The following is a 25,185-nucleotide window of genomic DNA, read 5'->3' as shown; positions in this document are numbered from 1 at the left end:
CTTTTTTTGTACTATCAGCAGACTATATGTTTAGTGGTTGATAGTATAAGTAAAACTAAGGCTTTCACCATAAGGACTTGGCGATAAGTAAAATTTTTCTAATCCAAATAAAAAACACCCATCCCAAAAAGGGACGAGTGTTATACTCGTGGTTCCACCCTTGTTTCCATAATTGCAATCGTTACAATTACCTACGATCAAAAGCCGCAATTATAGCTCAATTCTTCAGAATAACGGTCTGGAGCCGTTAGCAGATACTATCATTTCCCTGCTAATGTTCAAAGGTGGTAAGTCAACATTACGTGTTAGGTAGCTCTCAGCAGTTACTACCTTCTCTGGAAACCGTAAACGAAGACCCGTATCCTTATCATTACATCACACATCATTTAGTTTGATATGTAAGTAATTATATGAATTGATGAAAAGAAAATCAAGTTCTCGTTTTCAAAATTAACTTTTTTATGTTACTCTTTGAAAAACTCCTAATGGATAAATGATAGCTCTTTCTTGAAAAATCGTTTGCAGCGTATAAATAATGCCCTGATCAACATCATCTGTATAAATGTGAACCGTTTCTGGGTTAATGCTCACAAGCGGTGATACGACCATTTCCTCAATGTCTAGATCTCCTTCAAATACTAATGCGTCTTCAAGGAAAAATTCTTTTTCTTCCTTACTTATTTTTTCAAAGAAACTATTATAAAATGAAAATTGACCATCATATACAAGGTGAATTTCTTTCATTTGCATAGGTGCTGTTTTTAAATAGAAACGTAGATTTTCGACAATACTCTGGTACTCTTGTTCCAATAAGTATTCATCAATCGCAATTTCCACACAATCTATTAAAATCTCTCCATACTCTTTTAATCTAAACGTTAAAAATGGTTCATAATAGAACGTCGTATGTGCATCAATCCCGCTTGCAAATGCTTCATATAAGTAATTTTCACGCTCAGAAAAACAATAAATTGCGGGTATATCATCTCGGTCTCCGTTAATGATTTCACAAGCAATGCTTAATATCTGTTCTTGTTCTTCTGGATCTTTAAAGTGAAACAAATTTTCAATGATATCTAGTAACCAATCTTCCTCTTTTGTATCGATCACATGATGAGCAAGAACAGAAGCTAATAGAGGATGGAACGAATCATAGAAATCGATACTTGTGTCTTCATAATAAATAAATATCGTCGTCTCTTCTTCACCCTTATCTATGTCTAACATTACATGTAAACCTAATTCAGTATATTTAGACATATACCGGGTAAGTTGATTATACACTTGCTGGCAATCGTGCTGAGATTCAAATTGGATAGCAATCAATGGCAAATCCCCCTTAACCGATGAAATAAACAATTTATCCCGTTTAACTAACGCTTAATTCCCACCTTATACAAGGTTAAAGGAAGAGAGGTTAAACATTAAACGTCAGAAATAGCCCGAATAAATGGACACAGACAAACAGAACGAAATAACGTGTGACTCGTCTGTGTGAAAGTTCTTTATTGTACCGTCTCTGGTTGTCATTTTTCGTGCATGACAAATCATCCTAATTCATTCCTATGACAAGCTGTGAAAAATAGAACAAAAAAATACGCTTACCGTTAATCGAATAAGCGTATTTTCAAATATATTTTCACATGATGATTTTCTCTTAACTGTTATAACTATCTACAATCATTTGGGCTAATGATTGATAAAACTCTTTGGACTCGTTATCAAACAAGTCGTCATTATGTTCGGTTAAATGAATTAAACAATGATCACATTCGAAGGTAGCAATTGTTCGATGTCCTACCATCTCCACTGAAACGCAGTCCCCCTTTCACTTTTTATTATTATTGTAAAATTCTCATTAAGTATACTTCTTTGAAAAAAATGACCCCAAAAAAGCTTATCCAATAAGAGGTCCTCCCAAGAGCCTCCTATCAGATAAGCATAATGTAAACTGTCACAACTGATTGTTAATTTTGCATAACAAAGTCTTTTGCTGACGTTTCGTCATTATCAAACACACGCAAAGTCTTATATTTTGTATTTCGTTGAGCAGGGACTTTACCCGCTTCTCGAATTAGTTGTAAAATTTGATTTGTATTTACTTTATGCGTTGTACCTGCTGCTGAAACGACGTTTTCTTCCATCATCGTACTTCCAAAATCATTACAACCGTATGATAACGATTCTTTTCCAACTTCTGGTCCCATCGTTACCCATGAAGATTGGAAATTCGCGATGTTATCTAAGAAAATTCGCGAGATCGCTACATTTTTTAAGTATCCTCGTGGTGAAATTTTTTCACCTTTTAAATTTGTATTATCGGGTTGGAACGTCCAAGAGATAAAAGCAAGAAAACAATCAGCTTCATCTTGCGCATCACGAACTCGTTGCAAATGCAATGCACGCTCTTCGATCGTTTCACCTAATCCAATTACCATCGTAGCTGTCCCATGCATTCCAACTTTCTTAACAGTTTTCATACATTCGATCCATTCTTCCCAAGTATCTTTAATACGACTCACTCGTTTACGAGTCGTTTCTGTAAGAATTTCTGCACCACCGCCAGGTACAGAATCTAACCCTGCTTCTTTTAGTTGGATGAGTACTTCTTCTAATGAAAGTCCTGATACTTCTGCCATTTTGTATATTTCAGCTGGTGAAAACGAATGCATCGTAATGTCAAAACGTTTTTTGATTTCTTTTAATAAATCAGTATAATACGAAAAAGGTAAATCAGGGTTCGTTCCACCTTGCATTAAAATTTCCGTACCCCCAACATCAACCGTTTCCTGAATTTTCTTAAATACTTCCTCATTTTCAAGAACATAACCTTCTGCATGCCCAGGTGGACGATAAAACGCACAGAATCGACAATACGTATCACAGAAATTTGTATAGTTAACGTTTCTACCGATAACAAATGTAGTAATTGGGTCAGGATGCCACTTTTTCATAATGAAATTAGCAGCCTCTCCCATTTTTTCTACTTCATCACTTTTATAAAGTTCAATGCAGTCGTCAAGTGAAATTCGTTCACCGTTCACTGCTCGTTCGAGAATGTGGTCAATGCTCATTTCATTCATAACCCCCATCTTTATTAACTAGTATTATACTATCATAGATTATTGAATAATGCCTATTCCAAATAGCACTAATTCCGTCGTCGACGATTTTCACCATCAACATAGATTGGCGTAGTAAAGTGCCGAATCCTCTCCATGATTCGTTTGGCTTTCAACTGTTCAAGCCCTCCACGATCCGAATAAGCTAAATGTTCTTCGAGTTCGTCATAGTCATAATTAGACGTAAAAAGGGTAGGTAGATTCTCAAGCATTCGATATTGCAGAATAACGCCTAATACATCATCACGGATCCAGCTTGATAAGCTTTCAGCACCAATATCATCCAATATTAGCACTTGAGCATTTTTAACGCGATCAAGCTTTTCACTAAATGTACCATCCCCGATCGATTGCTTCATTTCTCTAAAGAAATCAGGAGTATACACAAGCATCGTTTCAATGTCACGGTCCGCTAATTCGTTTGCAACGGCACCCATAATATACGTTTTGCCAACCCCAAATTTCCCATATAAATACAATCCCATCGGACGATTACCGGGATCGGCTTGCATCGCAAATTCTAAAGCTGCAGCACTGGCTGCCAAACGTGCTTCATGATCTTGATCGAAGTGTTCAAATCGGGCGGCTAATATGTCTTTCGGGATATATAAACTTTTTATAAGCGCTTGTTGTTTTTTCTGACGATCTTCTTTTTGCTTGATTTCGCATACGTCAAACCGAATATCGACAAACTGTTTGTCGACAACTAATTTCGGGCGATAACCTGTCATTAAATTAGTACATTTCTGAAGACCTGGACAATGGTTACACGTATTCACTTCTTTTCTATATTGATCTAATTTCGGTAAGCTTCTTTCCAGCATATCAAGTGAAACATGAGGGTGCGATTGCATAAACTCATTTATGATTGGGTCGGTTAAGATATCATGTTTTAACATTTCATATTGCTTAATGAACTTATCCCCGTTCATCATTGACTGCAGGGAGGCTTGAATCGATTTCATTCTAATCTTCCTCCTTTTGTGCTTTCTTTTGTCTCAACTGTTCCATCATTTTCTCAAATTTTTCTTTCTCCAGAGTAAATTTAGGATCTTGAGATTGACTTTTAACTGGTTTCTCTTCCGATGACTTTTCATCTTGCTCTTTTAATAACCACTTTGGTAACTTATCTTTACGAACATACGATTTTTTCGCTCGTCCTTTTTCATTTGGTTTAACTTCTTTTTTCACTTGTTGATAGGCTGTATTTTTTTGATACTCTAATTTCGCTAACTCCATTGCTTCTTTTACGGTTTTTATATTTTTCCTTGACCAATGCCCCGCAATTTTGTCAATTAAAGACTTCGTTAATTTCATATCATTTCGAATAAGTACAGAATCTAAGAGTACATTTACAACGCCTGGCATTAACTGATAATCAAGGATTAAACTTTCAATGATTTTTACATCGGCTAACGGCACTTTAGCTCCATCTGATCGACTTTCTAGTAAATCTAACGGTGATGTCGTTTCATATAAAACGATCATCTTTTCTTCTTCCGTCTGAGGTTCTTTTCCGACCATTTCTCGATGTTTAACTGGGTGAGTTTTCAACCCTAAAGTCGGTGGTTCATTACCATACTCAATCTTATACCATTCTTGTGCCCGTTTTCTTAATTCATCTATATTCAACTGGTCATCATGAAGGAGGGCTTGCTGGATTAAACGGCTCATTTCCAAAGGCTGAATGCGGTAAACAAAAGCAAGACGAACAATTACCTTTCTAAGCTCAACTGTGAGTAATTTTTCAGCATTAATAAATGTAGCTAGGTCCGCTTCCATCAATTGAAAATCAAAGTTATGATCTGCAAACACTATCTCAAAATTTTGGCCTCGTTGAATAATATCTTTATTATTGTCAATTTCAAGAGCTTCAAGCACCTCAGTTTGGTGATGAGTCGCTATTTCAGAATGTGACAAGGAAGTAAATACTTCATCGAAAGCGTACGTAACTTCTTCGAATTCATCATGGTTTAATTTATCAATTAAAAATCGCTCTCTAATTTGGCGATACTTTGTCTTCCCTAATCGATTATATAGATAAACACTTAATACGTCATTTGTAAAAAATGCCTGTGGTGACATTGGAGGTTGAAGATCATATAAATAGGTGGATGTTTCAGCGTTTCGTTTCTTATAAGTTTTTAATAATCCAATCGCTTCTAATTTCTTTCGTTCTTGAAAAAGTTGATGTAACGGTAAGTCCATACTAATCATCAATTGACGATGCGTAGCCTCCTCACTCCAATACACATCATCCTCTAATTCACTCCACAACGTCATATACAAGCTATACGCTATAGCACCAATGAGTGGTTGATATAATAAAATGAGTACTCTTTGATCTTGAATCGTTAATTGATCTGTCGCTCTAATCATATAACGGTCTACTGGCAAAAGCTCTTTCCAATGCCATTCCATTCCATACCACCTAGCCTAACTTTATGTTATAAAAAAGTGAAAAAGAGCTCTCAGCAAATTGCTTAAAGCTCAATTTATTTCTTAGAAGTATTTCGATCAATGAGATCTTTTAATTCATCGATAAAAACATTAATATCTTTAAATTGACGATAAACCGAGGCAAAGCGCACATAGGCAACATCATCAACATTCGCTAAAATTTCCATCACTAATTCCCCGACATCTCGGCTCTCAACTTCACTCATTCCTTTGCCACGTAGTTCTCGTTCAACTTTTGTAACAATTTCATTGAGTTGTTCTAGAGATATTGGTCGTTTTTCACATGCACGAATAAGTCCTCTTAATATTTTTTCGCGACTAAACTCTTGACGGGTACCGTCTTTTTTTACAATGATGATCGGGTGCTCTTCTACGGTCTCAAACGTTGTAAAGCGATAATTACAAGCTTCACACTCTCTTCTTCTCCGGATCGACTTCCCTTCATGGCTTGGTCTAGAATCAAGCACTTTTGTTCCATTAAATTCACATGCTGGACAACGCATTTGGTATCAACTCCACTTTGTCTTGCATTTGGGCGTACATTCAATAATTCTCTACTCTCTTAATAATAAATAAAAACTCGACGAATGACAAGAAATCGTTCATAAGAGAGACAAAAGAATAAAAATGTCTAAACTTCTGATCTATACAGACGCGAATCAAAAAGAGGCGGTAGAAACCACCTCTTTTATTAACTACAATGCTTGAACTTTTGTTTTTTCAACTTTAATAGGACCCATTCCTCTAGGCACTTCAATGATTTCGCTTGTTGTAGCCTGTAATGCTTTAGATATATAATTAGAAGCTACATTCGGGTCAATTCGATCGCCGCAAGTGTAAACATCTATACTTGCGTAACCATGTTCAGGAAAGCTGTGGATCGTTAAATGAGATTCTGAAATAATCACAACTCCACTAACACCATGTGGGGCAAATTTATGAAACGCAACTTCACGTACTTCAGCCCCCGATTCCAATGCAGCATCAACGAAAACTCTCTCAATAAAATCCATATCATTCAACTTCTCTACGTTACATCCCCATAATTCCGCAATTACGTGACGACCCATAGTATCCATAAGTTGAATCCCCCTTTTCGAAAAAATTTCATGCCTTCTGAAGCATGTAGGAATGTTAAAGTACCACGGGGGAAAGTTAGTCCAGAGAGGTCCTAACCCTTTGAGTAGCTTACTATTCCTGGTTTGCTTAAGTGAAGTTCACGTGAATTAGTATACTTGTTTTATTTTTGATTTGCAATAAGAATTTAACAAGTATTTTATCGCTTAGAATTGAGTTTTACCCATTGTTTTTACGACTAAACGGGTGGTCTTTAACATTATCTCAAGTCCCCTGAACTGACACTCCATCGAGCAACATTGACTGAAGTTCTCACATTATTGTTGACCGACCGTAGTACCAATATACAATCAATGACTTCCATCTGAAAAGACAAAAAAAGCTGATATAAGCTATTTAGACCCTCGAACGTGTATAGTGCGAGGTCCAATCACAACCCCAAACTATCTAAGGTGTCTCTTCGCTTAAATCAGCTTTCTTATCGCAAACTAAAGTATTTTAAACATGAAGTTTCGCATCATTTACAATATTACTTGCCACAAGGTTTACAAGATCAACAACACGGCAAGAGTAGCCCCACTCGTTATCGTACCAAGCTAACACTTTTAATTGTCTGTCACCTAATACCATTGTTGAAAGACCATCAATAATCGAAGAATTTTCGTTTCCGTTAAAATCAATTGAAACTAGTGGCTCATCTGTGTAACCTAATATGCCTTTTAATTCATTATTAGCAGCATTTCTTAATACTTCATTTACTTCTTCAACCGTCACATCTTGCTTCACTTGAACAACAAAGTCAACTAAAGATACGTTAGGTGTAGGAACACGCAACGCCATACCATTTAATTTACCTTTAAGATTAGGTAATACTTTTGCAATTGCTTTTGCTGCACCCGTAGAAGTTGGTATGATCGATTGAGCGCATGCACGTGCTCTACGTAAATCTTTATGTGGATTGTCAATGTTTTTTTGATCGTTTGTATAAGAATGAACTGTTGTCATCATTCCAGTTTCAATCCCAAAAGCTTCATCAATTACTTTAGCAACAGGTGCTAAACAGTTTGTTGTACACGAAGCATTTGAAATAACATCGTGTTTTTCATGAATGTAATCTTCTTCATTAACGCCCATAACAACGGTTACATCTTCATCTTTACCGGGTGCTGTAATCACGACTTTCTTAGCACCTGCTTCAATGTGATATCCTGCTGTTTCTTTTGATTTGAATTTACCTGTTGCTTCCACAACGATATCTACGTTTAACTCTTTCCATGGTAATTGTTTTGGATCGCGTGATTGTAAAAGCTTAACAACCTTTCCGTTTACGATCAGTTCGTTATCGCCAGCTTCTACTTGCGCTGGAAATGCTCCATGGATGCTATCATATTTTACTAAATGAGCTAATGTTTCTGCAGGGTAACTTGCATTTACCGCTACTACATCTAATTTATCATCAAGAATTGCTTTTCGGAACACCATTCTCCCAATTCTCCCAAATCCATTAATCGCTACTTTAACCTTCATCACAAATAGCTCCTCCCCAATATATATATGCTATACTAAATGTCCTTTGATATGAATTAGTATAACATATAATATGCAATAAGAACTAATAATTTTATTAAAAGGCAATAAATAATAATAATTAGGCAATTCGGACAATTAAATACTAAATTTATTATACTCACTGTGATGTGGATCACAGTGAAGTTCACAGGACGTGGCGTTTTTTGTCTATGTAAAACCGCTTTACGCCAAAAGAAGTTTCTAATATAAGGAATTTACTACACGTCAACTGGCAGCAATATCGACAATTCAAAACTTCGAGGGTCAAAGAAGGATAAGTGGAGCATAAACTGCCAGTAACAACTAAAATGAACACACCTATAAATGGGATTTATGTGAGGTAAACAATGTTTATGGCAATAACTTTTCCTGTTATTGGAATTATTATGTAGTAAACGTTGCTTTAGGTTCACTTTCTTCCTTTTATTGGAATTAATATGTAGTAAACGTTGCTTTAGGCTCATATTCTTCCTTATACTGGAATTATTATGTAGTAAACGTTGCTTTAGGCTCATATTCTTCCTTATACTGGAATTATTATGTAGTAAATGTTACTATTCATTACTCTTGGTCCAATGAAACTACACAAAAGAAAAAACACCAGGATTTCCTCCTAGTGCTTATCGTATTTTACTTCCCATTTTGTTAAGATATCTATTAACTGTTGTTTTGTTTCTTCTAGAGAGCCATTATTATTGATTACTTCATCAGATAATTGACATTTGTCCTTTAAAGGCATTTGTGAATTGATCCGGCTTAATGCCTCTTCTTTTGTTGACTGATCTCGCTCCATTAATCTTTCTAATTGAACATGTTCGTCTACATAAACTAGAAGGATTTTATCGACCATATGCCTTAAATCACTTTCAAATAATAACGGGATGTCATACACAACAACAGAATAACCATCTGCCAGTAATCGATCTTTAGTTTCCAACATTCGTTTTCTAATGGCAGGATGAACAATGGAATTTAGGACCGTTCGCTCATTTTCATCGTTAAAAATAATTTCACCTAATCGTTTACGTGCAATCGTCCCATCCTCTTGTAACACGCGACTTCCAAAATGAGCAACGATTTGTTCATATGCACTTTCACCAGGTTCCACAACTTCCCTTGCAATAACATCTGCATCAATAATTGGGATCCCTATAGTAGAGATTAAATTTGATACGGTACTTTTTCCACTGGAAATCCCACCCGTTAACCCTATAATCATCTTCTATCCCCTTTAATCATCATTTAGTGCTTCCCTAGACTTTTTGAACTTCCTCTAAAAAACTTGTTCAAAAAGGAGGACAAAAAGAGCCAAGAAGATCGAGGCGGCGCAGCTTCGAGGAACACAGCGTATGCTTTTAATACGTGAGTACCGCAGAAGCAAGCCAACGACGAGATTCTTTCGCTATTTTTCCCGGACTTTTTGAACTTCCTCTAAATTAAGCTCCATACACCTAGTATAATCAGTAACAACCCTGGAATAAAGGAGAATTTTTTCATAAAATACGTATCAGAGTAACGATAACCGCTTTTCATTCCAAACGTAACAAAAGATGCACTCATCACTGCAACAGTAAGTGCCATCAACCAAGGTGAAAATCCGATTAAAGCTGCCCCAATCCCTGCACCAAATGCATCAAGTGATAATGCTACCCCTAAAAGAATGGCTTCTCTTCCTGTAATCGTTCCAGATCTATCAATATCAGCCTCCATTGGCTTACGTAATATTCGAATGACTAGGCCAAACATTTTAATTTCTAAATTAATAAGGACTTTATCGTCGATTTTCTTCTGCTCTTGATTTCGCTCATCTTCATCGGTGCCATGCCTTGCTGGACGAAACACTTGATAAAGTGCCCAAGCCCCTATAAAGATTAGAATGATCCCTCCTAGAGATTCTGCAAATTGAGGGGATAAGTATCGTTGAATTAAATTACCAAATGTCATGGCTATGAGAATGGAAGCTGCTGAACAAAATGCAATAAACAATAAGGACTTAAACGGTAACTTCATCTTCCGAAGTCCATATGTTAGACCCACACCAAAACTATCTAAACTAACAGCTAAAGCTAATAGAAGTAATGAGAAGATTTCTACCATGTAAAAAGCTCCTTCCATGACTGATACGATAGTATATGGCAGGAGCCTATCCAATGTACTTTATTTTTGGCAATTCGGACAGAAGTGTGTTCCACGTCCGCCGACTACCGTTTTTTCAATCGCTGTTCCACATTGCCGACACGGATCTCCCTTTCGACCATAAACAAAAAGAAACTGTTGAAACATCCCCATTTCCCCTTGGCCATTCACATAGGATTTTATCGAACTTCCTCCTTGTTCAATGGCTTGACCTAAGGTGTCTATAATTTTTTCATGAAGTAGAGGTAATTCTTCTTCCCTTATCTCCTTTGCCAGCCTCTCAGGATGAATCTGAGCACGAAATAGTGCTTCATCGACATAAATGTTTCCTAAACCAACCACAATCTTTTGATCTAATAAAGCTGTTTTTACTTTTCTATTCGTATTTGCTAACCCTACTTTTAAATGCTCAATTGTAAATTCATCTGAGAAAGGTTCAAATCCAAGATCCTTCAACGGCAATGACCGCTCTTCCTCTCCTTTTACAAATAAATGCATCGTCCCGAATTTGCGAACATCTTGATAACGTAGTTCAGTTCCGTCTGAGAAGTAAAAAATAACATGAACATGTTTGTTTCGCTCTTCATTTTTATCAAACATTCCGTATCTACCTTCCATCCTTAAATGGGAGACCAGAACATAGTCATCTAAAAGAAATTTTAAAAACTTCCCCCGTCTCCCCATCGAACGAATCGTTTGATTTCGAATGAGTGCTTTAAAATGGTCAGCATCATCTGGTTTTTTAATCATTTTAGGCCACAGAATGTCTATATCAATTATCGTCTTTCCAATGACGAGACGTTCTAACGTTCGTTTTACCGTTTCGACTTCAGGTAATTCTGGCATCTTTCTAGCTCCTTACTTTGCATCGTACCAACTGTCGCCGTATGAAGAATCAACTTTTAATGGGACATCTAATTCAACTGCTTTTTCCATGACATCTGTCACCATTTTTTCAACCACTTCTAATTCATCTTTAGGTACTTCTAATATTAATTCATCATGTACTTGAAGAAGTAGGCGGGTGTTTAGTTTTGCTTCTTCTAATTGTATTGCTAGTTGTACCATCGCTTTTTTTATAATATCTGCTGCCGTTCCTTGAATTGGTGTATTCATGGCTGTTCGCTCAGCAAAACTACGCAGATTAAAGTTTCGACTCGTAATTTCAGGTAAATATCTACGACGATGTAACAATGTCGTTACGAAACCTGTTTCTCTTGCTTTATCAATAATTCGATCCATGTATTCTTTTACGCCTGGAAAACTTTCAAAGTAGCGCTCGATAAATTGAGCTGCCTCTTTTCTTGTAATCCCAAGGTTTTGGGAAAGTCCATAATCACTAATTCCATAAACGATTCCGAAGTTAACTGCTTTTGCACTACGTCTCATATTGGCCGTCACTTCATCTTGATTTACGTGAAAAACATCCATCGCTGTTTTTGTATGAATGTCCATATCTTCTTTAAAGGCTGTTATCAATCCTTGATCTTGAGCAATATGGGCGAGTACTCTTAACTCAATTTGTGAATAATCGGCTGCAAAAATGACCCAGTCTTTCTCTGAAGTTACAAAGGCCTTCCGAATTTTTCTTCCTTCTTCTAATCGGATCGGGATGTTTTGCAAATTAGGTTCTGTTGAACTTAACCGACCAGTTTGTGTTAAAGCTTGATTAAAAATCGTATGAATTTTGCTTGTATCGTGATGAACGACTTTTAGTAATCCTTCAATATAGGTTGAATTTAATTTTCCGAGTTGTCGATAATGTAAAATTTTACCAATAATTTCATGTTGATCTTGTAGCTTTTCTAGAACATCGGCCGAGGTCGAATACCCCGTTTTGGTTTTCTTAACTGGTGGCAAGTTTAACTTTTCGAATAAGATTTCGCCTAATTGTTTGGGAGAGTTAATATTAAAAGTAACTCCTGCTAATTCGTGGATTTCTTTTTCTAAGGAGGCTAGCTGCTCACCTAACTCTTTCCCCATTTGCTTTAATTGTTGTTCATCCACTTGAACACCTGTAATCTCCATTTTCCCTAGCACTACAGCTAACGGCATCTCAAGTTCGTTAAACAACTCAAACTGCTCATTCTTTTTCAATTCATTTTCTAAATCTTCTTTTAATGTATATACGACATTCGCTTTTTTCATGAGGTGCTTCTGCAGTACTTCCTCTTCAGGTACTTTCCTTTTTGCCCCTTTGCCATAAACAATTTCGTCATATTCAACAAGTTGTTTGCCTCGTTCTTTTGTAACATCGGCTAACTCATAAGAAGAACTTGATGGGTTTAGTAAGTAAGAAGCGAGCAGAATATCAAATTCTACGCCATTCAACTCAATATCTTTCCATCCTAAGGCAACAACTGCTCGCTTGGCATCCGCTAACCACTTTTTCTTTGTTGCATCTTTGGCCCAGTTCACAAATAGGTCAGAACCAATTGCAACCTCCGTTGGGATATAGTATTTTCCATTTTTATTTACAACTGCAAATCCAAGTACGTCAGCTTGATGATAATTTTCATCGATCACTTCTACAATTACGGCTGAAGGACTTTGTAACATACTTTCTGTAATACTTTCAACAACTTCATAATGTATGTCTTGATCTTCCATTTGGCTTTCTTCTAATTCACCGACACCCAGTTTATTTAATAACGTATTAAATTCAAGTTCTTTAAAAAGAGCAACTACTTTTTCTTTATCATAATCTTGAAACGTAAAAGAAGTTAAGCTTTGATCTACAGGTACTTCTCTAAAAATCGTTGCTAACTTTTTACTCATTAACGCTTGACCTTTATTCTCTTCTAACCGTTCTTTCATTTTCTTCCCTGAAATCTTATCAATTGAGTCAAGTACATTTTCAACTGAACCATATTCTTTTAATAGTTTTAGCGCCGTTTTTTCACCAATTCCAGGTACTCCAGGGATATTATCTGAACTGTCCCCCATTAGACCTTTCATATCAATAATTTGCTCTGGAGAAATTCCGTATTTTTCATTAATGGCTTGCTCATCATATGTATCAACATTTGTAATTCCTTTTCTTGACAGAGTAACTTTTACTTTCGGTGAAACTAATTGCAATAAGTCTTTATCACCTGAATAAACACTAACTGTCCAATCCTCATCCTCTGCTTGTTTCGCAAGTGTTCCAATAATATCATCCGCTTCATAATTTTCAATCTCGTACCTAGAAATTTGAAAAGCATCTAAAACTTCACGAATAAGCGGAAATTGTTCAGACAATTCACCAGGTGTTTTTTGACGTCCGCTTTTATACTCGCCATATGTTTCATGGCGGAATGTTGTTTTTCCTGCATCAAAAGCTACGACCATATGCGTTGGATTTTCTTCTTCAATAATTTTAAGTAGCATCATCGTGAAACCATAAACCGCGTTCGTATACACTCCTTTATCGTTGTTTAACAAAGGCAGTGCAAAAAAAGCACGGTACGCAATACTATTACCATCAACTAAAACTAATTTATTCACAAGAGCTCTCCTCTCAAATTGTAAGCTAATTAGAATAACCTTTATTTTCATATATTTTATCATAACCATTCCTTGATTAGAAAACTTCGGACGGTTGTTTCAAAAATCTCATCATAATAACCAGATATAAGCTGTGAAAAGCGAACTCGTTCCAGTAAGCTGGAACTTTGGGGAATTAGTTGGAATTTCGACTCCACCTGATTAGACCTCCCTACCTTCGCTACACTAAGAGGTGACGGTCTTACCTTAATAACTTAACCAGGATAAAAAAAGACACTCTGCCGTAGCAAAGTATCTCTTGAATTCTTAATCAATATATCCCATTAAAATCCGAGCATAAGGCGAATCTGCTGGGAGAACAATTACAGTCTCATCTTCAATTGTTTTTTCATACGATTGGAGGGTACGATACAAATTATAAAATTCTGTGTCTTGACCAAACGATTCATTGTAAATACGTGCAGCTTCAGCTTCACCTTCACCAATGATTTCATTCGCATCGGCTGTTGCTCTAGCGACGATTTCTTGAACTTCACGGTCGGTGTTGGCACGAATTCGATTCGCTTCAGCATCCCCCTGTGATAAATAATCTTGAGCTGTTGATTGACGCTCAGAAATCATTCGACGGAAAATCGCTTGTTCATTTTCTTCAGGAAGATCCGTACGCTTCATCCGAATATCCGTTAATTGAATTCCGTAATTATCTCTCTCTAACAATTCATTGACTCGATCTCGAACACGTTCGTTAAAACTTCCGCGATTGGAAGCTTCATCATTAATGATCTCGTCATAGTCAAGTTGACCAAGTTCAGCACGAATAACTGAGAAAATAAAATTACCCATGATTGATTCTGCATTTTGAACGGATCGTGCATTTGAGATCATAAGTCTAGGTTCTTGCACACTCCATACGGCATAAGTATCAACGAGCATCCGCTTTTTATCTCTTGTATTTATTTCCGCTGGCGTAATATCATAGACCATTTGATATTTTGGTAATGAAGTTACCGACTGGATAAACGGTATTTTATAACTTAATCCTGGTTCATCTTCAATTCTGACCACTTCACCAAATTGACGTACAACCTTATATTCCCCTTGCTCAACGATGAATAAATTCGAAAGGATCGTTGCAACTACCGCGATAATAATGACTAATGTCACTCCTATACGCGTATACTTTTTCCATTCATCGCTCGGACGACGCTCATCTAAATCAACAATATTATTATCACTCATTAGTTGTTCCCCCCTTCAGCTGCCTGGTTTTGAGCACGATCAATTGGTCGGATTGGTAAATAACTCACATTATTGTTGTTACTATCCATAATATAAATTTCTGTACCTGGTAATACTTCTTCTAATGTTTCTAACACTAGACGCTGTCTTGTTACTTCAGGATTAATTAAATACTCTTCATATAGAGCGTTAAATCTTGCCACATCCCCGCGCGAACGTTCAATACGTTCTGTCCTAGTACCTTCCGCTCGGGAAATAATAGCATCTTGTTCCCCTTTTGCTTCATTAATTAATTGGTTACGATATCTGTTGGCTTCATTAATCTTTGTTAAACGTTCTTCACGAGCATCCGTTACTTCAGTAAACGCACGTCTCACTTCTTCATTCGGAAGTTCAACATTTTGAAGTTTGACATCCATGACAGTTATCCCAATTTTATAAGTCTCCATATACGTTAAAAGATTTTCCCTAACTTTAGCTTCAATCTCTGGGCGTTGGTCAGTTAGTATGTCGTCAATTCTTGAACTACCGATAACTCCCCTTAACGAGGCGGAAGCTGCATTAAATAAAATTTGCTCTGGCTGATCGGCATTGAATAAATACTCTTCAGGATCTGTAATTCTCCATTGTACGATGAGGTCTGCCAATACAATATTTTCATCACCTGTAATCATTTTTGCCTCATCCGTGTAGTTCAACTCTCCATTACGTTCATCAAAGCCTACACGAAGGTTATTCGTCGTTCTTGAAAGAATTTCTACTCGCTGTATCGGCCATGGCAATTTAAATTTAAGACCGGGTTCTGATACCATTTCTTCTACTTTACCAAACGTAATTAATGCTGCTTGATCAGTTTCGTCAACAATGTACCAGCCTGTCGCGATAAATAAGGCTAAAATTCCAATTCCGATCGCTGAAAGAAATCCAACAATCATTTGCTTAATGCTTACCACCATTTCATCCCCTCTTTCTGTCTCCCATAATATTTTACAATCTAAGATTGTTTCACATTCTTCCTCTTAACTATTACGAAACACCTAAGAAAAAGTTTCATATAAATATTATAGTATATTAGTTTACAAGAATATAGGAAAAATCCCATACTCCCATCGATTGAAAAAAATAACAATTGTTAGCATAACAAAAAAAAGGATGAAAGCTAAGGGGAAGCTCTCATCCTAACCAAGGGGATGTAAAACAACTTTGCCGTAAAATGTCTGAAGGGATGAGCGAAACAGACAGCTTACAGGCATTGATGAAACCGTTCGATATTATTATATCGAGTAACCGTAAATTTCAGATAAAGGATATATTAATTATTTGTAAAGAAGTCAACCTCTTCTGATTGCTTGTTAAATGTAATGATAAATAACGTCCCTTCCCCTACCGAACTCTCCACATCAATTCTACCATGATGGGCTTCTACTAAATGTTTTACGATGGCAAGTCCAAGTCCAGTCCCACCTGAGTTACGACTCCTTGCTCGATCAACGCGGTAAAACCGTTCGAAAATACGAGGAAGCTCATTTTCACTCATGCCAATTCCTGTATCTTTCACTTTCAGAACTACCTCATCCCGTTGTTCTGTTACCTCCATAAATACTTCACCACCCGCAGGTGTGTACGTAATGCTATTATTAACAAGATTAATGACAATTTGTTTTATACGAACAGGATCACCGTCTATTCTGGTATCACCTGTAGATGTTACATTTATTTGGATTTCTTTCTCATCTGCCTTCGGTTTCAACAACGTTTGGACATCTTCTAGTATGGTCGACACATCTGTTTTTTGCCAATTCATCTTAAAATACTGTTGTTCTATTCTAGAAAGTTCTAATAAATCATGAATTAAGTTTTGTAAACGTTCGCTTTCTTTTAAGATGATCGTTAAGAATTTTTCTCTAAATTGTTGTTCTTCCATTGCACCATCTAATAAAGTTTCGGTAAAACCCTTAATAGAAGTAACAGGAGTCTTTAATTCATGCGATACATTCGCGACAAAGTCTTTTCTAACTTGCTCTAATTTTTTTAATTCCGTAATATCATGAAAGACAAGCGCTATTCCACGTAGCTTTTCATCTTCTCCAATGATTGGAGCTCCATATACATCAAAGTGACGCACTTCTAGGTGGATTGGTAATTTAATTTGTTTGCGTTGTTTTGTTTCTGTCATCAAAATGTCTTGAACAATTTTAATTATTTCTTTATGTTTTAATGCTTCATGATATAAACGGTTTAACCATAAATCAGTGTTTTCTTGAAAAATTTCCTTACATGAACGATTGATGAGAGAAATATCTCCTCGTGGATTAATAAATATTAATCCACTTCCCATATTTTCAATTAACGTTTCCATTCTCTCTTGTTGAATTTGATGCCTCATCGTTATTTGGTCAAGGTTATATGCCAACACATTAATCGATCTACTCAATTGCCCTACTTCATCATGGCTGCTTTCCATCGTTCGTACTTTATAATTCCCTTCTGCTAAAGAGTTAGCTACTTTTGTTGCTTCTTCGATCGGTTGAATCATTTGGTTGGCAATTCTATAAGTAACTGAAACAATAACAATAAAGGCTAACGATATAGTAAAAATAAGAAGTCCCCAAATTTTTTGATTCATAGAATTGAACTCTTCAAATGGAATCCCGAGACGTAAAAAACCGATCCTTTCGCCATTATCTAGAATAGGAACTGCAAAATAAATTAATTCTTTTTCTACTGTATCACTATATCGAATTTCATATTGAGCGTTGCCTTCGATAACAGATCGAATTTCAGGCCGATCCAAATGATTATCCAATACCTGCAAGTCATCGACCTCAGATTCACCTACAACAGTTCCATCAGCTAAAATAAGCGTTACTCTTGTGGTAAGTTTTTTGCTAATTTCGATAGCGAGTTGCTGAGTTCTCTCCTCATCGTATAAGCCTAGTTCTAATACACTGTAAGCTGCCAAATCAGCTTCTTTTTTTAAACGATCGGTAATGCTATCAAAGTAAAAATCTTTAAATAATTGGCCGATTATTAGTCCTAAACCAACGAGTACAATTAAAGTTACGGCAAGTATTGAAAATACTAAACGAAAACGAAACTTACCCATCTAAATGCGGCTCCTCCAATTTATAACCGAGTCCACGTATCGTCTTTATATATATCGGTTTTTTTGTATTGGGCTCTATTTTTTCTCTTAAGTGACTTATATGAACGTCAACAATACGAGTGTCTCCTACAAACTCATAATTCCAAACCGCATTAAGTAATTGATCTCGTGTTAAAACTCTTCCTTTATGGTTTGCTAAATAAAGAAGCAATTCAAATTCTTTCGGAGTTAATTCTAATGGTTGATTTTTATAATGTACTTCATAATTATCAGGGTAAATGTCAACCTCGCCTACTCGAACGACCGTATTGATTGTATTTAATCCTTCTTGTTCCTCTTGAATTTGCCCAACTCTTCTTAATATCGCTCGAACCCTCGCTACAACTTCTCTAGGGCTAAAAGGCTTTGTCATATAATCATCAGCCCCCAGCTCTAAACCTAATACTTTATCAAATTCATCATCTTTAGCTGTTAACATGAGAATAGGTGTCATTACTTTACGTAAACGCATTTGTTTGCAGACATCTAGCCCATCCATTTCAGGAATCATTAAATCTAACACAATTAAATCAAAATGCTGTGATTGTGCTAGTTCAAATGCAGTCGAACCATCCATCGCAGTTTCAACTTCATATCCAGCTTGTTCTAAATTAAATTGCAGTAGTGTTATGATAGATTCCTCATCGTCTACAACTAATAATCTTTGTGTCATAACTTCCTCCGAAAATAAGATTTTTAAGAAATTGTAATCTTATTATTGATTATAACAAAACATTGTAAATTTAATGTAAAGATCATTTACTAAAGTGAAACTTCCATCAGTGAGGGTTTTCCTCATCCCCCACTCTTATCTTATCCTTCTTGATTTTTCGACGTCTTGAAGTTGGGGTATTACTGCCAGTTGGTGCGGGATAAAGCATACTCAAAAAAAAAGGAATGCCAGTACGTCAACTGACATTCCTTTTTACAAACGATTTCCATTTTTATATTTTCTACAAAAAAAGAAGTAATACACAAGTGGCCAGCACTGTGAATTACTTCTTTTTTGTATTAAGTAATTAATCTTTTGGTAACGCAGCCATTACGTTACGAACTGACTCCACAGATTGATCAAGAGCAGCTTTCTCTTCAGCTGTAAGTTCTAGTTCGATTACTTTTTCGATACCGTCGCCACCGAGGATTGTTGGTACACCAACATACAAATCATTGTACCCATACTCACCCTCTAAGTAGGCGATTGTAGGAATAATCCGTTTTTTATCTTTCAGGATTGCTTCAACCATTTGAGTTAAAGAAGCCGCTGGTGCATAATATGCACTACCGTTTCCTAAAAGACCAACGATTTCTCCGCCGCCTTTACGTGTTCGCTCCACAATTGCATCTAAACGATCTTGAGGAATAAGTTTTTCTAATGGAATTCCACCAGCATACGAGTAACGGATCAGTGGTACCATATCATCGCCATGTCCACCAAGTACAAATCCAGTTACATCTTCCACAGATACGTTCAATTCTTGAGCAACGAACGTGCGGAAACGAGCTGTATCAAGTACACCTGATTGACCAATTACACGATTTTTCGGGAAACCTGACTCTTTGTAAACTGTGTATGTCATAGCATCTGCAGGATTAGTAAGTACGATAATGTAGCAATCTGGTGAATGTTTAACAACTTCTTTTGTAACAGCCTTCATAATACCTGCATTTGTATTTACAAGGTCATCACGACTCATACCTGGCTTACGAGCAATACCAGCAGTAATAACAACAACATCCGAACCAGCTGTATCTTCATAACTTGAAGTACCGATAATGTTTGAATCAAGTCCTTGAACAGGTGTAGATTCAAGCATATCTAAAGCTTTACCTTTAGTAGGACCTTCCATTTGTGGAATATCAAGAAGTACAACGTCCCCTAATTCTTTTTGTGCTACCATTAGTGCTGTTGTTGCACCAGTAAACCCTCCACCAATAACAGAAATCTTTCTACGTTTAATTGCCATTATCCAACCACTCCTGACGTCTTATTAGAGTTTGTTCAAATAGGTAGGCCATAAGCCACCTAATCTCTTCATTGACTTACTTCTCTGTTGCTTGGAAGTCTAGCCCCTTAATCAGGCTACTAACCTTCTATAATGAACAGGAAATCAAAGAGGTTGTGCAATAAATCAGGAAAACAGCTGCCAGAAGCAGCCATTTTCCATCCTTTATTGATCACACATTTATAAGAATCAATTAAACTCTAGAGTAAATTAAAGATTTTTAATTAATTCGTTAGCGAATTCAGAACATTTCACTTCAGTAGCACCATCCATAAGGCGTGCGAAGTCATATGTTACAACTTTACTTTCAATTGTTTTTTCCATTGATCCCATGATTAAATCAGCAGCTTCTGTCCATCCAAGATGACGAAGCATTAACTCACCAGATAATAACACTGAAGATGGGTTAACTTTATCTAATCCAGCGTATTTTGGAGCTGTACCATGTGTAGCTTCAAAAATCGCATGACCTGTGTCGTAGTTAATGTTTGCTCCAGGAGCAATACCAATACCACCAACTTGAGCAGCTAACGCATCTGAAATATAGTCACCGTTTAGGTTCATAGTTGCTACTACATCAAATTCAGCTGGACGAGTTAAGATTTGTTGTAAGAAAATATCAGCAATTGCATCTTTAATGATGATTTTTCCTTCTGCTTCAGCTTTTGCTTGTGCTTCATTTGCAGCGTCTTTTCCATCGCGCTCAACGATTGCATCGTATTGAGCCCATGTAAATACTTTGTCGCCAAACTCAGCTTCAGCAAGTTCGTAGCCCCAGTTTTTAAATGCACCTTCAGTAAATTTCATAATGTTACCTTTATGAACTAAAGTAACACTCTTACGACCTTCATTAATTGCATATTGAATAGCAGCACGAACTAAACGAGATGTCCCTTCTTGGGAAACTGGTTTAATACCAATACCTGAAGTTTCTGGGAAACGGATTTTATTTACACCCATTTCATTTTGTAAGAAATTGATTAACTTTTTCACTTCTTCTGAACCAGATTGGTACTCGATACCTGCATAGATATCTTCAGTGTTTTCACGGAAGATTACCATATCAGTATCTTCTGGACGTTTTACTGGTGATGGAACACCTGTAAAGTAACGAACAGGACGTAAGCAAGTGAATAGATCTAGTTCTTGACGAAGAGCAACGTTTAATGAACGAATACCTCCACCAATTGGTGTTGTTAAAGGTCCTTTAATTGCAATTATGTATTGACGAACAGCCTCAAGGGTTTCATCTGGTAACCAGCTACCTGTTTGGTTGAACGCTTTTTCCCCAGCTAGAATTTCTTTCCATTCAATTTTCTTCTCACCATTGTACGCTTTTTCTACCGCAGCATCTAGAACTCTTGAAGCAGCAGCCCAGATATCTGATCCAATTCCATCTCCTTCAATAAACGGAATGACTGGATTATTCGGTACATCTAATACCCCATTGTTTACTTTAATTGCTTCTCCATTTGCCATAATCACATTTACCTCCCTAACAATGATTTGTAAAATCACTTACCAATGATATTTACATTCTAAAAACATGTACAAGGAGGAGTTTCCCCCTCCTGACATAAATCAATACTTATACTATTTTAACGTTTTTCAATTGGTACGTAAACTTGTTTGTCTGGTCCAACATATTCTGCACGTGGACGGATTAAACGGTTATTACTGTATTGCTCTAAAATATGAGCTAACCATCCAGAAGTACGGCTCACTGCAAAGATTGGTGTGAACAAGTCATATTTAATACCAAGGCTATGATAAACACTTGCTGAATAGAAATCAACATTTGGTAATAAGCCTTTTTCGCTCGTAACCATTTCGTCGATTTTTACAGACATTTCATACCACTTAGGTTCACCAGTAATAGTCGTTAATTTCTTAGACATTTCGCGTAAATGTTTTGCACGCGGGTCTCCATCTTTATAAACGCGGTGACCGAAGCCCATAATCTTTTCTTTATTGTCTAATGCACGACGAATATATGGCTCTACATTTTCTACTTCACCAATCTCGTGTAACATTTTCATTACTGCTTCATTAGCTCCACCATGTAATGGGCCTTTTAGAGCTCCAATAGCTGCTGTAATTCCAGAATAAACATCTGAAAGTGTAGCTACACAGACACGAGCAGTAAATGTTGATGCATTTAATTCGTGGTCAGCGTGAAGAACTAAAGCTTTATCAAAAGCGCTGATTGCGATTTCATCTGGTTCTTCCCCTGTCAATGTGTATAGGAAGTTTGCAGCGAAACCTAAGTCCTTGCGTGGTGCGATTGGCTCTTTACCTTCACGAATACGAGAAAATGCTGTTACAAGTGTTGGTAATTTTGCTTGTAAGCGAATGGCTTTCAGACGATTCGCTTGCTCGTCCATTACATCTGCTTGGTCGTCATAAAGCGCTAAGCTTGATACTGCAGTACGAAGAGCCGCCATAGGATGAACATCTTTATTCGGATAAGCTTTCATAAACTCAAGTACTTCTTGAGGAATATCAGCATTATCAGCTAAATCCTTCGTTAATTGGTCAAGCTCTGCTTGGTTTGGTAATCTACCATTCCAAAGTAAATAAATTACTTCCTCAAATGTTGCGTTATCAGCTAGATCGTCAATGTTATACCCCTGATATGTTAATACACTATCAATGATAGAACTTACACTAGAAGTTGTTGCTACAACTCCTTCAAGACCCTTTGTAGTACTCATTTCTCAACCTCTCCTTTACCCGTTATATTCATACAGATTTACACGAGGAAAAGTAAATGCTTACATTTCCATCTAAAACTATGTAGGAAGGAAGTTTCAATCAACTTACATTATAAACATTTTTTTAAGTTTTGTGAACGTTTTATCAAAATATTCATCACTTACTTTGAAAAGTTTAACTAGTCTGATTTTTCTGATAAATGGAAACACGAAAAAAATTAACTCCCACCCGCTGAAAAAAAAGAGATAATTTGAATAATTAAGTACGCAATTCCTGCTGCGATTAAAGGTCCTACAGCTATACCTTTAAATAAAACAACTGCTAATATTGTTCCTAGCACTAATGCTGTAGTAATGTGTGGGTCGTCCTTTAATAGATCTACCCCACTCGCTGCAATTAACGCAACAGCAATACCAGAAAAAAGTGCAATCCAAGCATACGAAGATTTAAGAGAGTCTGTTAATTGTTTAAAACCTATTTCTCCCGTTGCAATTGGTATTAGAACGGCAATGGTCAATATTGTAACTCCCCAATTGATCCCCTTTGCCTGTATTATTGGAAAGAGTTTGTCACCAAGCCCTGACCACTTTAATACTAGGAGTGCAACAACAGCTACTAGTAATGACTGGTTTTTCCCCAGCCAACTAATCACTAATAATATCAGTAAAAACAATGATGATTGAGACAACAAATTAACTGTTCATCCTTCCTCCATAGGCAATCCTCATTCAACATCATACCATATTTCCAAAATATTCGCTATGTTTCATAATAGCAGTTTACTTATGAATGTATTATAGTACAGAACACTGATACAATTCCGTTTCAAAACCTGTAGATCCCTATTTAATCAATCATTTCTTGTCCGTTTCTCATTTTTTTAACTGTATGCTCATATGATGTACAAGCAAGGGAGGGATCCTATTGAATAAAGAACAATTCACTTTAACTTTGCGAATCATTTTTGTACTTATGATCATTTTGTCTATTGTTATAAGTTCATATTATGTTACATCGGTAACCTACCCTTTTATATTTGGGTTTATACTTGCATTTTTAATTAATCCACTCGTGAATTTTCTTGAGTTTCGTTGGAAATTGAACAGAACTATTGCCGTGTTCGTGTCATTAATGTTAATCTTTGTTGTTTTCTCTGGTCTTATTACGTTATTTATCGCAGAAATCATTTCTGGGTCGAATCATTTAGCTACAGTACTCCCGTATCATATTAATACACTTGTTCTTTACCTTGAGGGGTTTTTCTTTACGACGTTACTTCCTATTTATGAGCAAGTGATTCGTTCGATTAATTCGCTGGAAGCCGAACAACAATCCACCATTTTGAACTATATTCAAACATTCAGTTCGCAAATTGCAACGAACGCAGGCTCAGCGGTACAAAAGTTATTTAATGGTTTATCGGACTTTCTCTTGTCCTTGCCAAATCTTGCTACTGTATTTCTTTTTACATTAATGGCTACCTTTTTTATTAGTAAAGACTGGTATAAACTCACTCGTTTTTTCCGAAAATCTTTACCACAAAAAGTAATTGAAAGTTCTACAAAAGTACTAAATGATTTAAAGCATGCCCTTTTCGGTTATATGCTCGGTCAACTCACATTAATTTCAATAACGTTTGTGTTCGTTTTATCAGGTCTACTCATTTTACAAGTCGAATATCCTTTTACTATTGCAGTTATCATTGCTATCGTCGATTTAATTCCCTATTTAGGTACAGGACTTATTTTTATTCCATGGATTATTTATAGTTTTTTTGCTGGTCAGTTATCGTTAACAATCGGTCTTTGTGTGCTTTATGGTATCATATTAATTCAACGACAATTACTCGAACCGAAAGTACTATCTAGTAGCATAGGTGTCGAACCATTAGCAATGCTAATTGCCTTATTTGTTGGTTTTCAATTATTTGGATTTTTAGGGCTTATTATTGGACCGGCAAGTTTAGTTTTTCTCAATACGATTTACAAAGCTAATGTGTTCCATGATATTCGAGATTTTGTTCTCCAGAAGAAATCATAGCGAACTCGTTCCAGCAAGCTCGAACATCAGGGAATCAGAAGAAGTTTCGACTCCACCTAATTAGAACTTCCCACCTACACTTACGTTAAGAGGTGGGGGTTTTTACCCTAAGACTTAACCAGGATAACAGGATAAATGTATGGATAGATGGCTAAATTAATAAAAGTAGACCGAATTCGGAAAGAATTCG

Annotated in this window: 21 protein-coding genes and 1 other annotated feature; of the genes, 1 reads left to right on the top strand and 20 read right to left on the bottom strand. The window is 36.4% G+C overall.

All coding sequences use genetic code 11. From position 1 onward, the window contains the following. Positions 1-126: 126 nt before the first annotated feature. Positions 127-380, bottom strand: a binding site (T-box leader). 79 nt (positions 381-459) lie between these two features. The 20 genes from ytxC to BK574_RS22375 form a co-directional block, all read right to left on the bottom strand. Beyond that, positions 460-1,326 (bottom strand): putative sporulation protein YtxC, encoded by an 867-nt coding sequence (gene ytxC / locus BK574_RS22465; RefSeq protein ID WP_075388321.1) that lies wholly within the window; start codon positions 1,324-1,326, stop codon positions 460-462. A gap of 331 nt (positions 1,327-1,657) precedes the next feature. Further along, positions 1,658-1,810, bottom strand: coding sequence for a hypothetical protein (locus BK574_RS27715; protein ID WP_158211726.1), 153 nt, complete (start codon positions 1,808-1,810; stop codon positions 1,658-1,660). 157 nt (positions 1,811-1,967) lie between these two features. Continuing rightward, positions 1,968-3,074, bottom strand: a complete 1,107-nt coding sequence (mqnC, locus tag BK574_RS22460; protein WP_078430151.1) for a cyclic dehypoxanthinyl futalosine synthase — start codon at positions 3,072-3,074, stop codon at positions 1,968-1,970. 77 nt (positions 3,075-3,151) lie between these two features. After that, positions 3,152-4,087, bottom strand: coding sequence for a primosomal protein DnaI (dnaI, locus tag BK574_RS22455; protein ID WP_075388323.1), 936 nt, complete (start codon positions 4,085-4,087; stop codon positions 3,152-3,154). Position 4,088: 1 nt separating this feature from the next. Next, on the bottom strand, positions 4,089-5,543 hold the full coding sequence (locus BK574_RS22450) for a replication initiation and membrane attachment family protein (RefSeq protein ID WP_078430150.1): 1,455 nt from the start codon (positions 5,541-5,543) through the stop codon (positions 4,089-4,091). 74 nt (positions 5,544-5,617) lie between these two features. Further along, on the bottom strand, positions 5,618-6,085 hold the full coding sequence (gene nrdR, locus BK574_RS22445) for a transcriptional regulator NrdR (RefSeq protein WP_078430149.1): 468 nt from the start codon (positions 6,083-6,085) through the stop codon (positions 5,618-5,620). Between the two features lie 192 nt (positions 6,086-6,277). Continuing rightward, positions 6,278-6,661, bottom strand: coding sequence for an adenosylmethionine decarboxylase (speD, locus tag BK574_RS22440; protein WP_075388326.1), 384 nt, complete (start codon positions 6,659-6,661; stop codon positions 6,278-6,280). Between the two features lie 496 nt (positions 6,662-7,157). Then, positions 7,158-8,186 (bottom strand): glyceraldehyde-3-phosphate dehydrogenase, encoded by a 1,029-nt coding sequence (locus BK574_RS22435; protein WP_075388335.1) that lies wholly within the window; start codon positions 8,184-8,186, stop codon positions 7,158-7,160. 655 nt (positions 8,187-8,841) lie between these two features. After that, positions 8,842-9,447, bottom strand: a complete 606-nt coding sequence (coaE, locus tag BK574_RS22430; protein ID WP_075388327.1) for a dephospho-CoA kinase — start codon at positions 9,445-9,447, stop codon at positions 8,842-8,844. 212 nt (positions 9,448-9,659) lie between these two features. Next, on the bottom strand, positions 9,660-10,325 hold the full coding sequence (gene ytaF, locus BK574_RS22425) for a sporulation membrane protein YtaF (protein ID WP_075388328.1): 666 nt from the start codon (positions 10,323-10,325) through the stop codon (positions 9,660-9,662). Between the two features lie 60 nt (positions 10,326-10,385). Beyond that, positions 10,386-11,210, bottom strand: coding sequence for a DNA-formamidopyrimidine glycosylase (gene mutM / locus BK574_RS22420; protein WP_075388329.1), 825 nt, complete (start codon positions 11,208-11,210; stop codon positions 10,386-10,388). 12 nt (positions 11,211-11,222) lie between these two features. After that, entirely contained in the window at positions 11,223-13,898 is a 2,676-nt protein-coding gene (polA, locus tag BK574_RS22415; RefSeq protein WP_420797003.1) for a DNA polymerase I, read from the bottom strand. Positions 13,899-14,159: 261 nt separating this feature from the next. Next, on the bottom strand, positions 14,160-15,092 hold the full coding sequence (hflC, locus tag BK574_RS22410) for a protease modulator HflC (RefSeq protein WP_078430148.1): 933 nt from the start codon (positions 15,090-15,092) through the stop codon (positions 14,160-14,162). Continuing rightward, on the bottom strand, positions 15,092-16,048 hold the full coding sequence (gene hflK, locus BK574_RS22405; RefSeq protein ID WP_180320599.1) for an FtsH protease activity modulator HflK: 957 nt from the start codon (positions 16,046-16,048) through the stop codon (positions 15,092-15,094). The genes hflC and hflK overlap by 1 nt, the downstream gene beginning before the upstream one ends. 356 nt (positions 16,049-16,404) lie before the next feature. After that, the gene (gene pnpS, locus BK574_RS22400) at positions 16,405-18,198 is read right to left on the bottom strand and encodes a two-component system histidine kinase PnpS (protein WP_078430147.1); all 1,794 of its coding nucleotides are present in this window, start codon (positions 18,196-18,198) and stop codon (positions 16,405-16,407) included. Then, positions 18,191-18,910, bottom strand: coding sequence for a response regulator transcription factor (locus BK574_RS22395; RefSeq protein ID WP_078430146.1), 720 nt, complete (start codon positions 18,908-18,910; stop codon positions 18,191-18,193). The genes pnpS and BK574_RS22395 overlap by 8 nt, the downstream gene beginning before the upstream one ends. A gap of 346 nt (positions 18,911-19,256) precedes the next feature. After that, positions 19,257-20,201: a malate dehydrogenase gene (gene mdh, locus BK574_RS22390; RefSeq protein ID WP_078430145.1), complete on the bottom strand. Its 945-nt coding sequence runs from the start codon at positions 20,199-20,201 to the stop codon at positions 19,257-19,259. Between the two features lie 249 nt (positions 20,202-20,450). Continuing rightward, entirely contained in the window at positions 20,451-21,719 is a 1,269-nt protein-coding gene (gene icd, locus BK574_RS22385; protein ID WP_075386021.1) for an NADP-dependent isocitrate dehydrogenase, read from the bottom strand. Positions 21,720-21,838: 119 nt separating this feature from the next. Then, positions 21,839-22,954, bottom strand: coding sequence for a citrate synthase (gene citZ, locus BK574_RS22380; protein ID WP_075386020.1), 1,116 nt, complete (start codon positions 22,952-22,954; stop codon positions 21,839-21,841). A gap of 218 nt (positions 22,955-23,172) precedes the next feature. After that, on the bottom strand, positions 23,173-23,646 hold the full coding sequence (locus tag BK574_RS22375) for a DUF441 domain-containing protein (RefSeq protein ID WP_078430144.1): 474 nt from the start codon (positions 23,644-23,646) through the stop codon (positions 23,173-23,175). Between the two features lie 233 nt (positions 23,647-23,879). Here BK574_RS22375 and ytvI point away from each other — a divergent pair, with 233 nt between their 5' ends. Then, positions 23,880-24,995 carry a sporulation integral membrane protein YtvI gene (ytvI, locus tag BK574_RS22370; protein WP_078430143.1) on the top strand — a complete coding sequence of 372 codons (1,116 nt, stop codon included), beginning with the start codon at positions 23,880-23,882 and terminating at the stop codon, positions 24,993-24,995. The last annotated feature ends 190 nt before the right edge of the window (positions 24,996-25,185 follow it).

The sequence above is a fragment of the Alkalihalobacterium alkalinitrilicum genome (assembly GCF_002019605.1).
Lineage (GTDB): Bacteria > Bacillota > Bacilli > Bacillales > Bacillaceae_F > Alkalihalobacterium > Alkalihalobacterium alkalinitrilicum.
This window is presented reverse-complemented; position numbering and strand designations above follow the sequence as displayed.

What these genes read in the sequence shown, in the direction of transcription:
- coaE (WP_075388327.1), bottom strand. Translation starts at nt 9,447, where the DNA reads ATGATTATAGGGTTAACGGGTGGGATTTCCAGTGGAAAAAGTACCGTA.
- mqnC (WP_078430151.1), bottom strand. Translation starts at nt 3,074, where the DNA reads ATGAGCATTGACCACATTCTCGAACGAGCAGTGAACGGTGAACGAATT.
- BK574_RS22395 (WP_078430146.1), bottom strand. Translation starts at nt 18,910, where the DNA reads ATGACACAAAGATTATTAGTTGTAGACGATGAGGAATCTATCATAACA.
- nrdR (WP_078430149.1), bottom strand. Translation starts at nt 6,085, where the DNA reads ATGCGTTGTCCAGCATGTGAATTTAATGGAACAAAAGTGCTTGATTCT.
- hflK (WP_180320599.1), bottom strand. Translation starts at nt 16,048, where the DNA reads ATGGTGGTAAGCATTAAGCAAATGATTGTTGGATTTCTTTCAGCGATC.
- citZ (WP_075386020.1), bottom strand. Translation starts at nt 22,954, where the DNA reads ATGAGTACTACAAAGGGTCTTGAAGGAGTTGTAGCAACAACTTCTAGT.
- mutM (WP_075388329.1), bottom strand. Translation starts at nt 11,210, where the DNA reads ATGCCAGAATTACCTGAAGTCGAAACGGTAAAACGAACGTTAGAACGT.
- BK574_RS22435 (WP_075388335.1), bottom strand. Translation starts at nt 8,186, where the DNA reads ATGAAGGTTAAAGTAGCGATTAATGGATTTGGGAGAATTGGGAGAATG.
- BK574_RS22450 (WP_078430150.1), bottom strand. Translation starts at nt 5,543, where the DNA reads ATGGAATGGCATTGGAAAGAGCTTTTGCCAGTAGACCGTTATATGATT.
- speD (WP_075388326.1), bottom strand. Translation starts at nt 6,661, where the DNA reads ATGGATACTATGGGTCGTCACGTAATTGCGGAATTATGGGGATGTAAC.
- pnpS (WP_078430147.1), bottom strand. Translation starts at nt 18,198, where the DNA reads ATGGGTAAGTTTCGTTTTCGTTTAGTATTTTCAATACTTGCCGTAACT.
- icd (WP_075386021.1), bottom strand. Translation starts at nt 21,719, where the DNA reads ATGGCAAATGGAGAAGCAATTAAAGTAAACAATGGGGTATTAGATGTA.
- ytaF (WP_075388328.1), bottom strand. Translation starts at nt 10,325, where the DNA reads ATGGTAGAAATCTTCTCATTACTTCTATTAGCTTTAGCTGTTAGTTTA.
- dnaI (WP_075388323.1), bottom strand. Translation starts at nt 4,087, where the DNA reads ATGAAATCGATTCAAGCCTCCCTGCAGTCAATGATGAACGGGGATAAG.
- hflC (WP_078430148.1), bottom strand. Translation starts at nt 15,092, where the DNA reads ATGAGTGATAATAATATTGTTGATTTAGATGAGCGTCGTCCGAGCGAT.
- mdh (WP_078430145.1), bottom strand. Translation starts at nt 20,201, where the DNA reads ATGGCAATTAAACGTAGAAAGATTTCTGTTATTGGTGGAGGGTTTACT.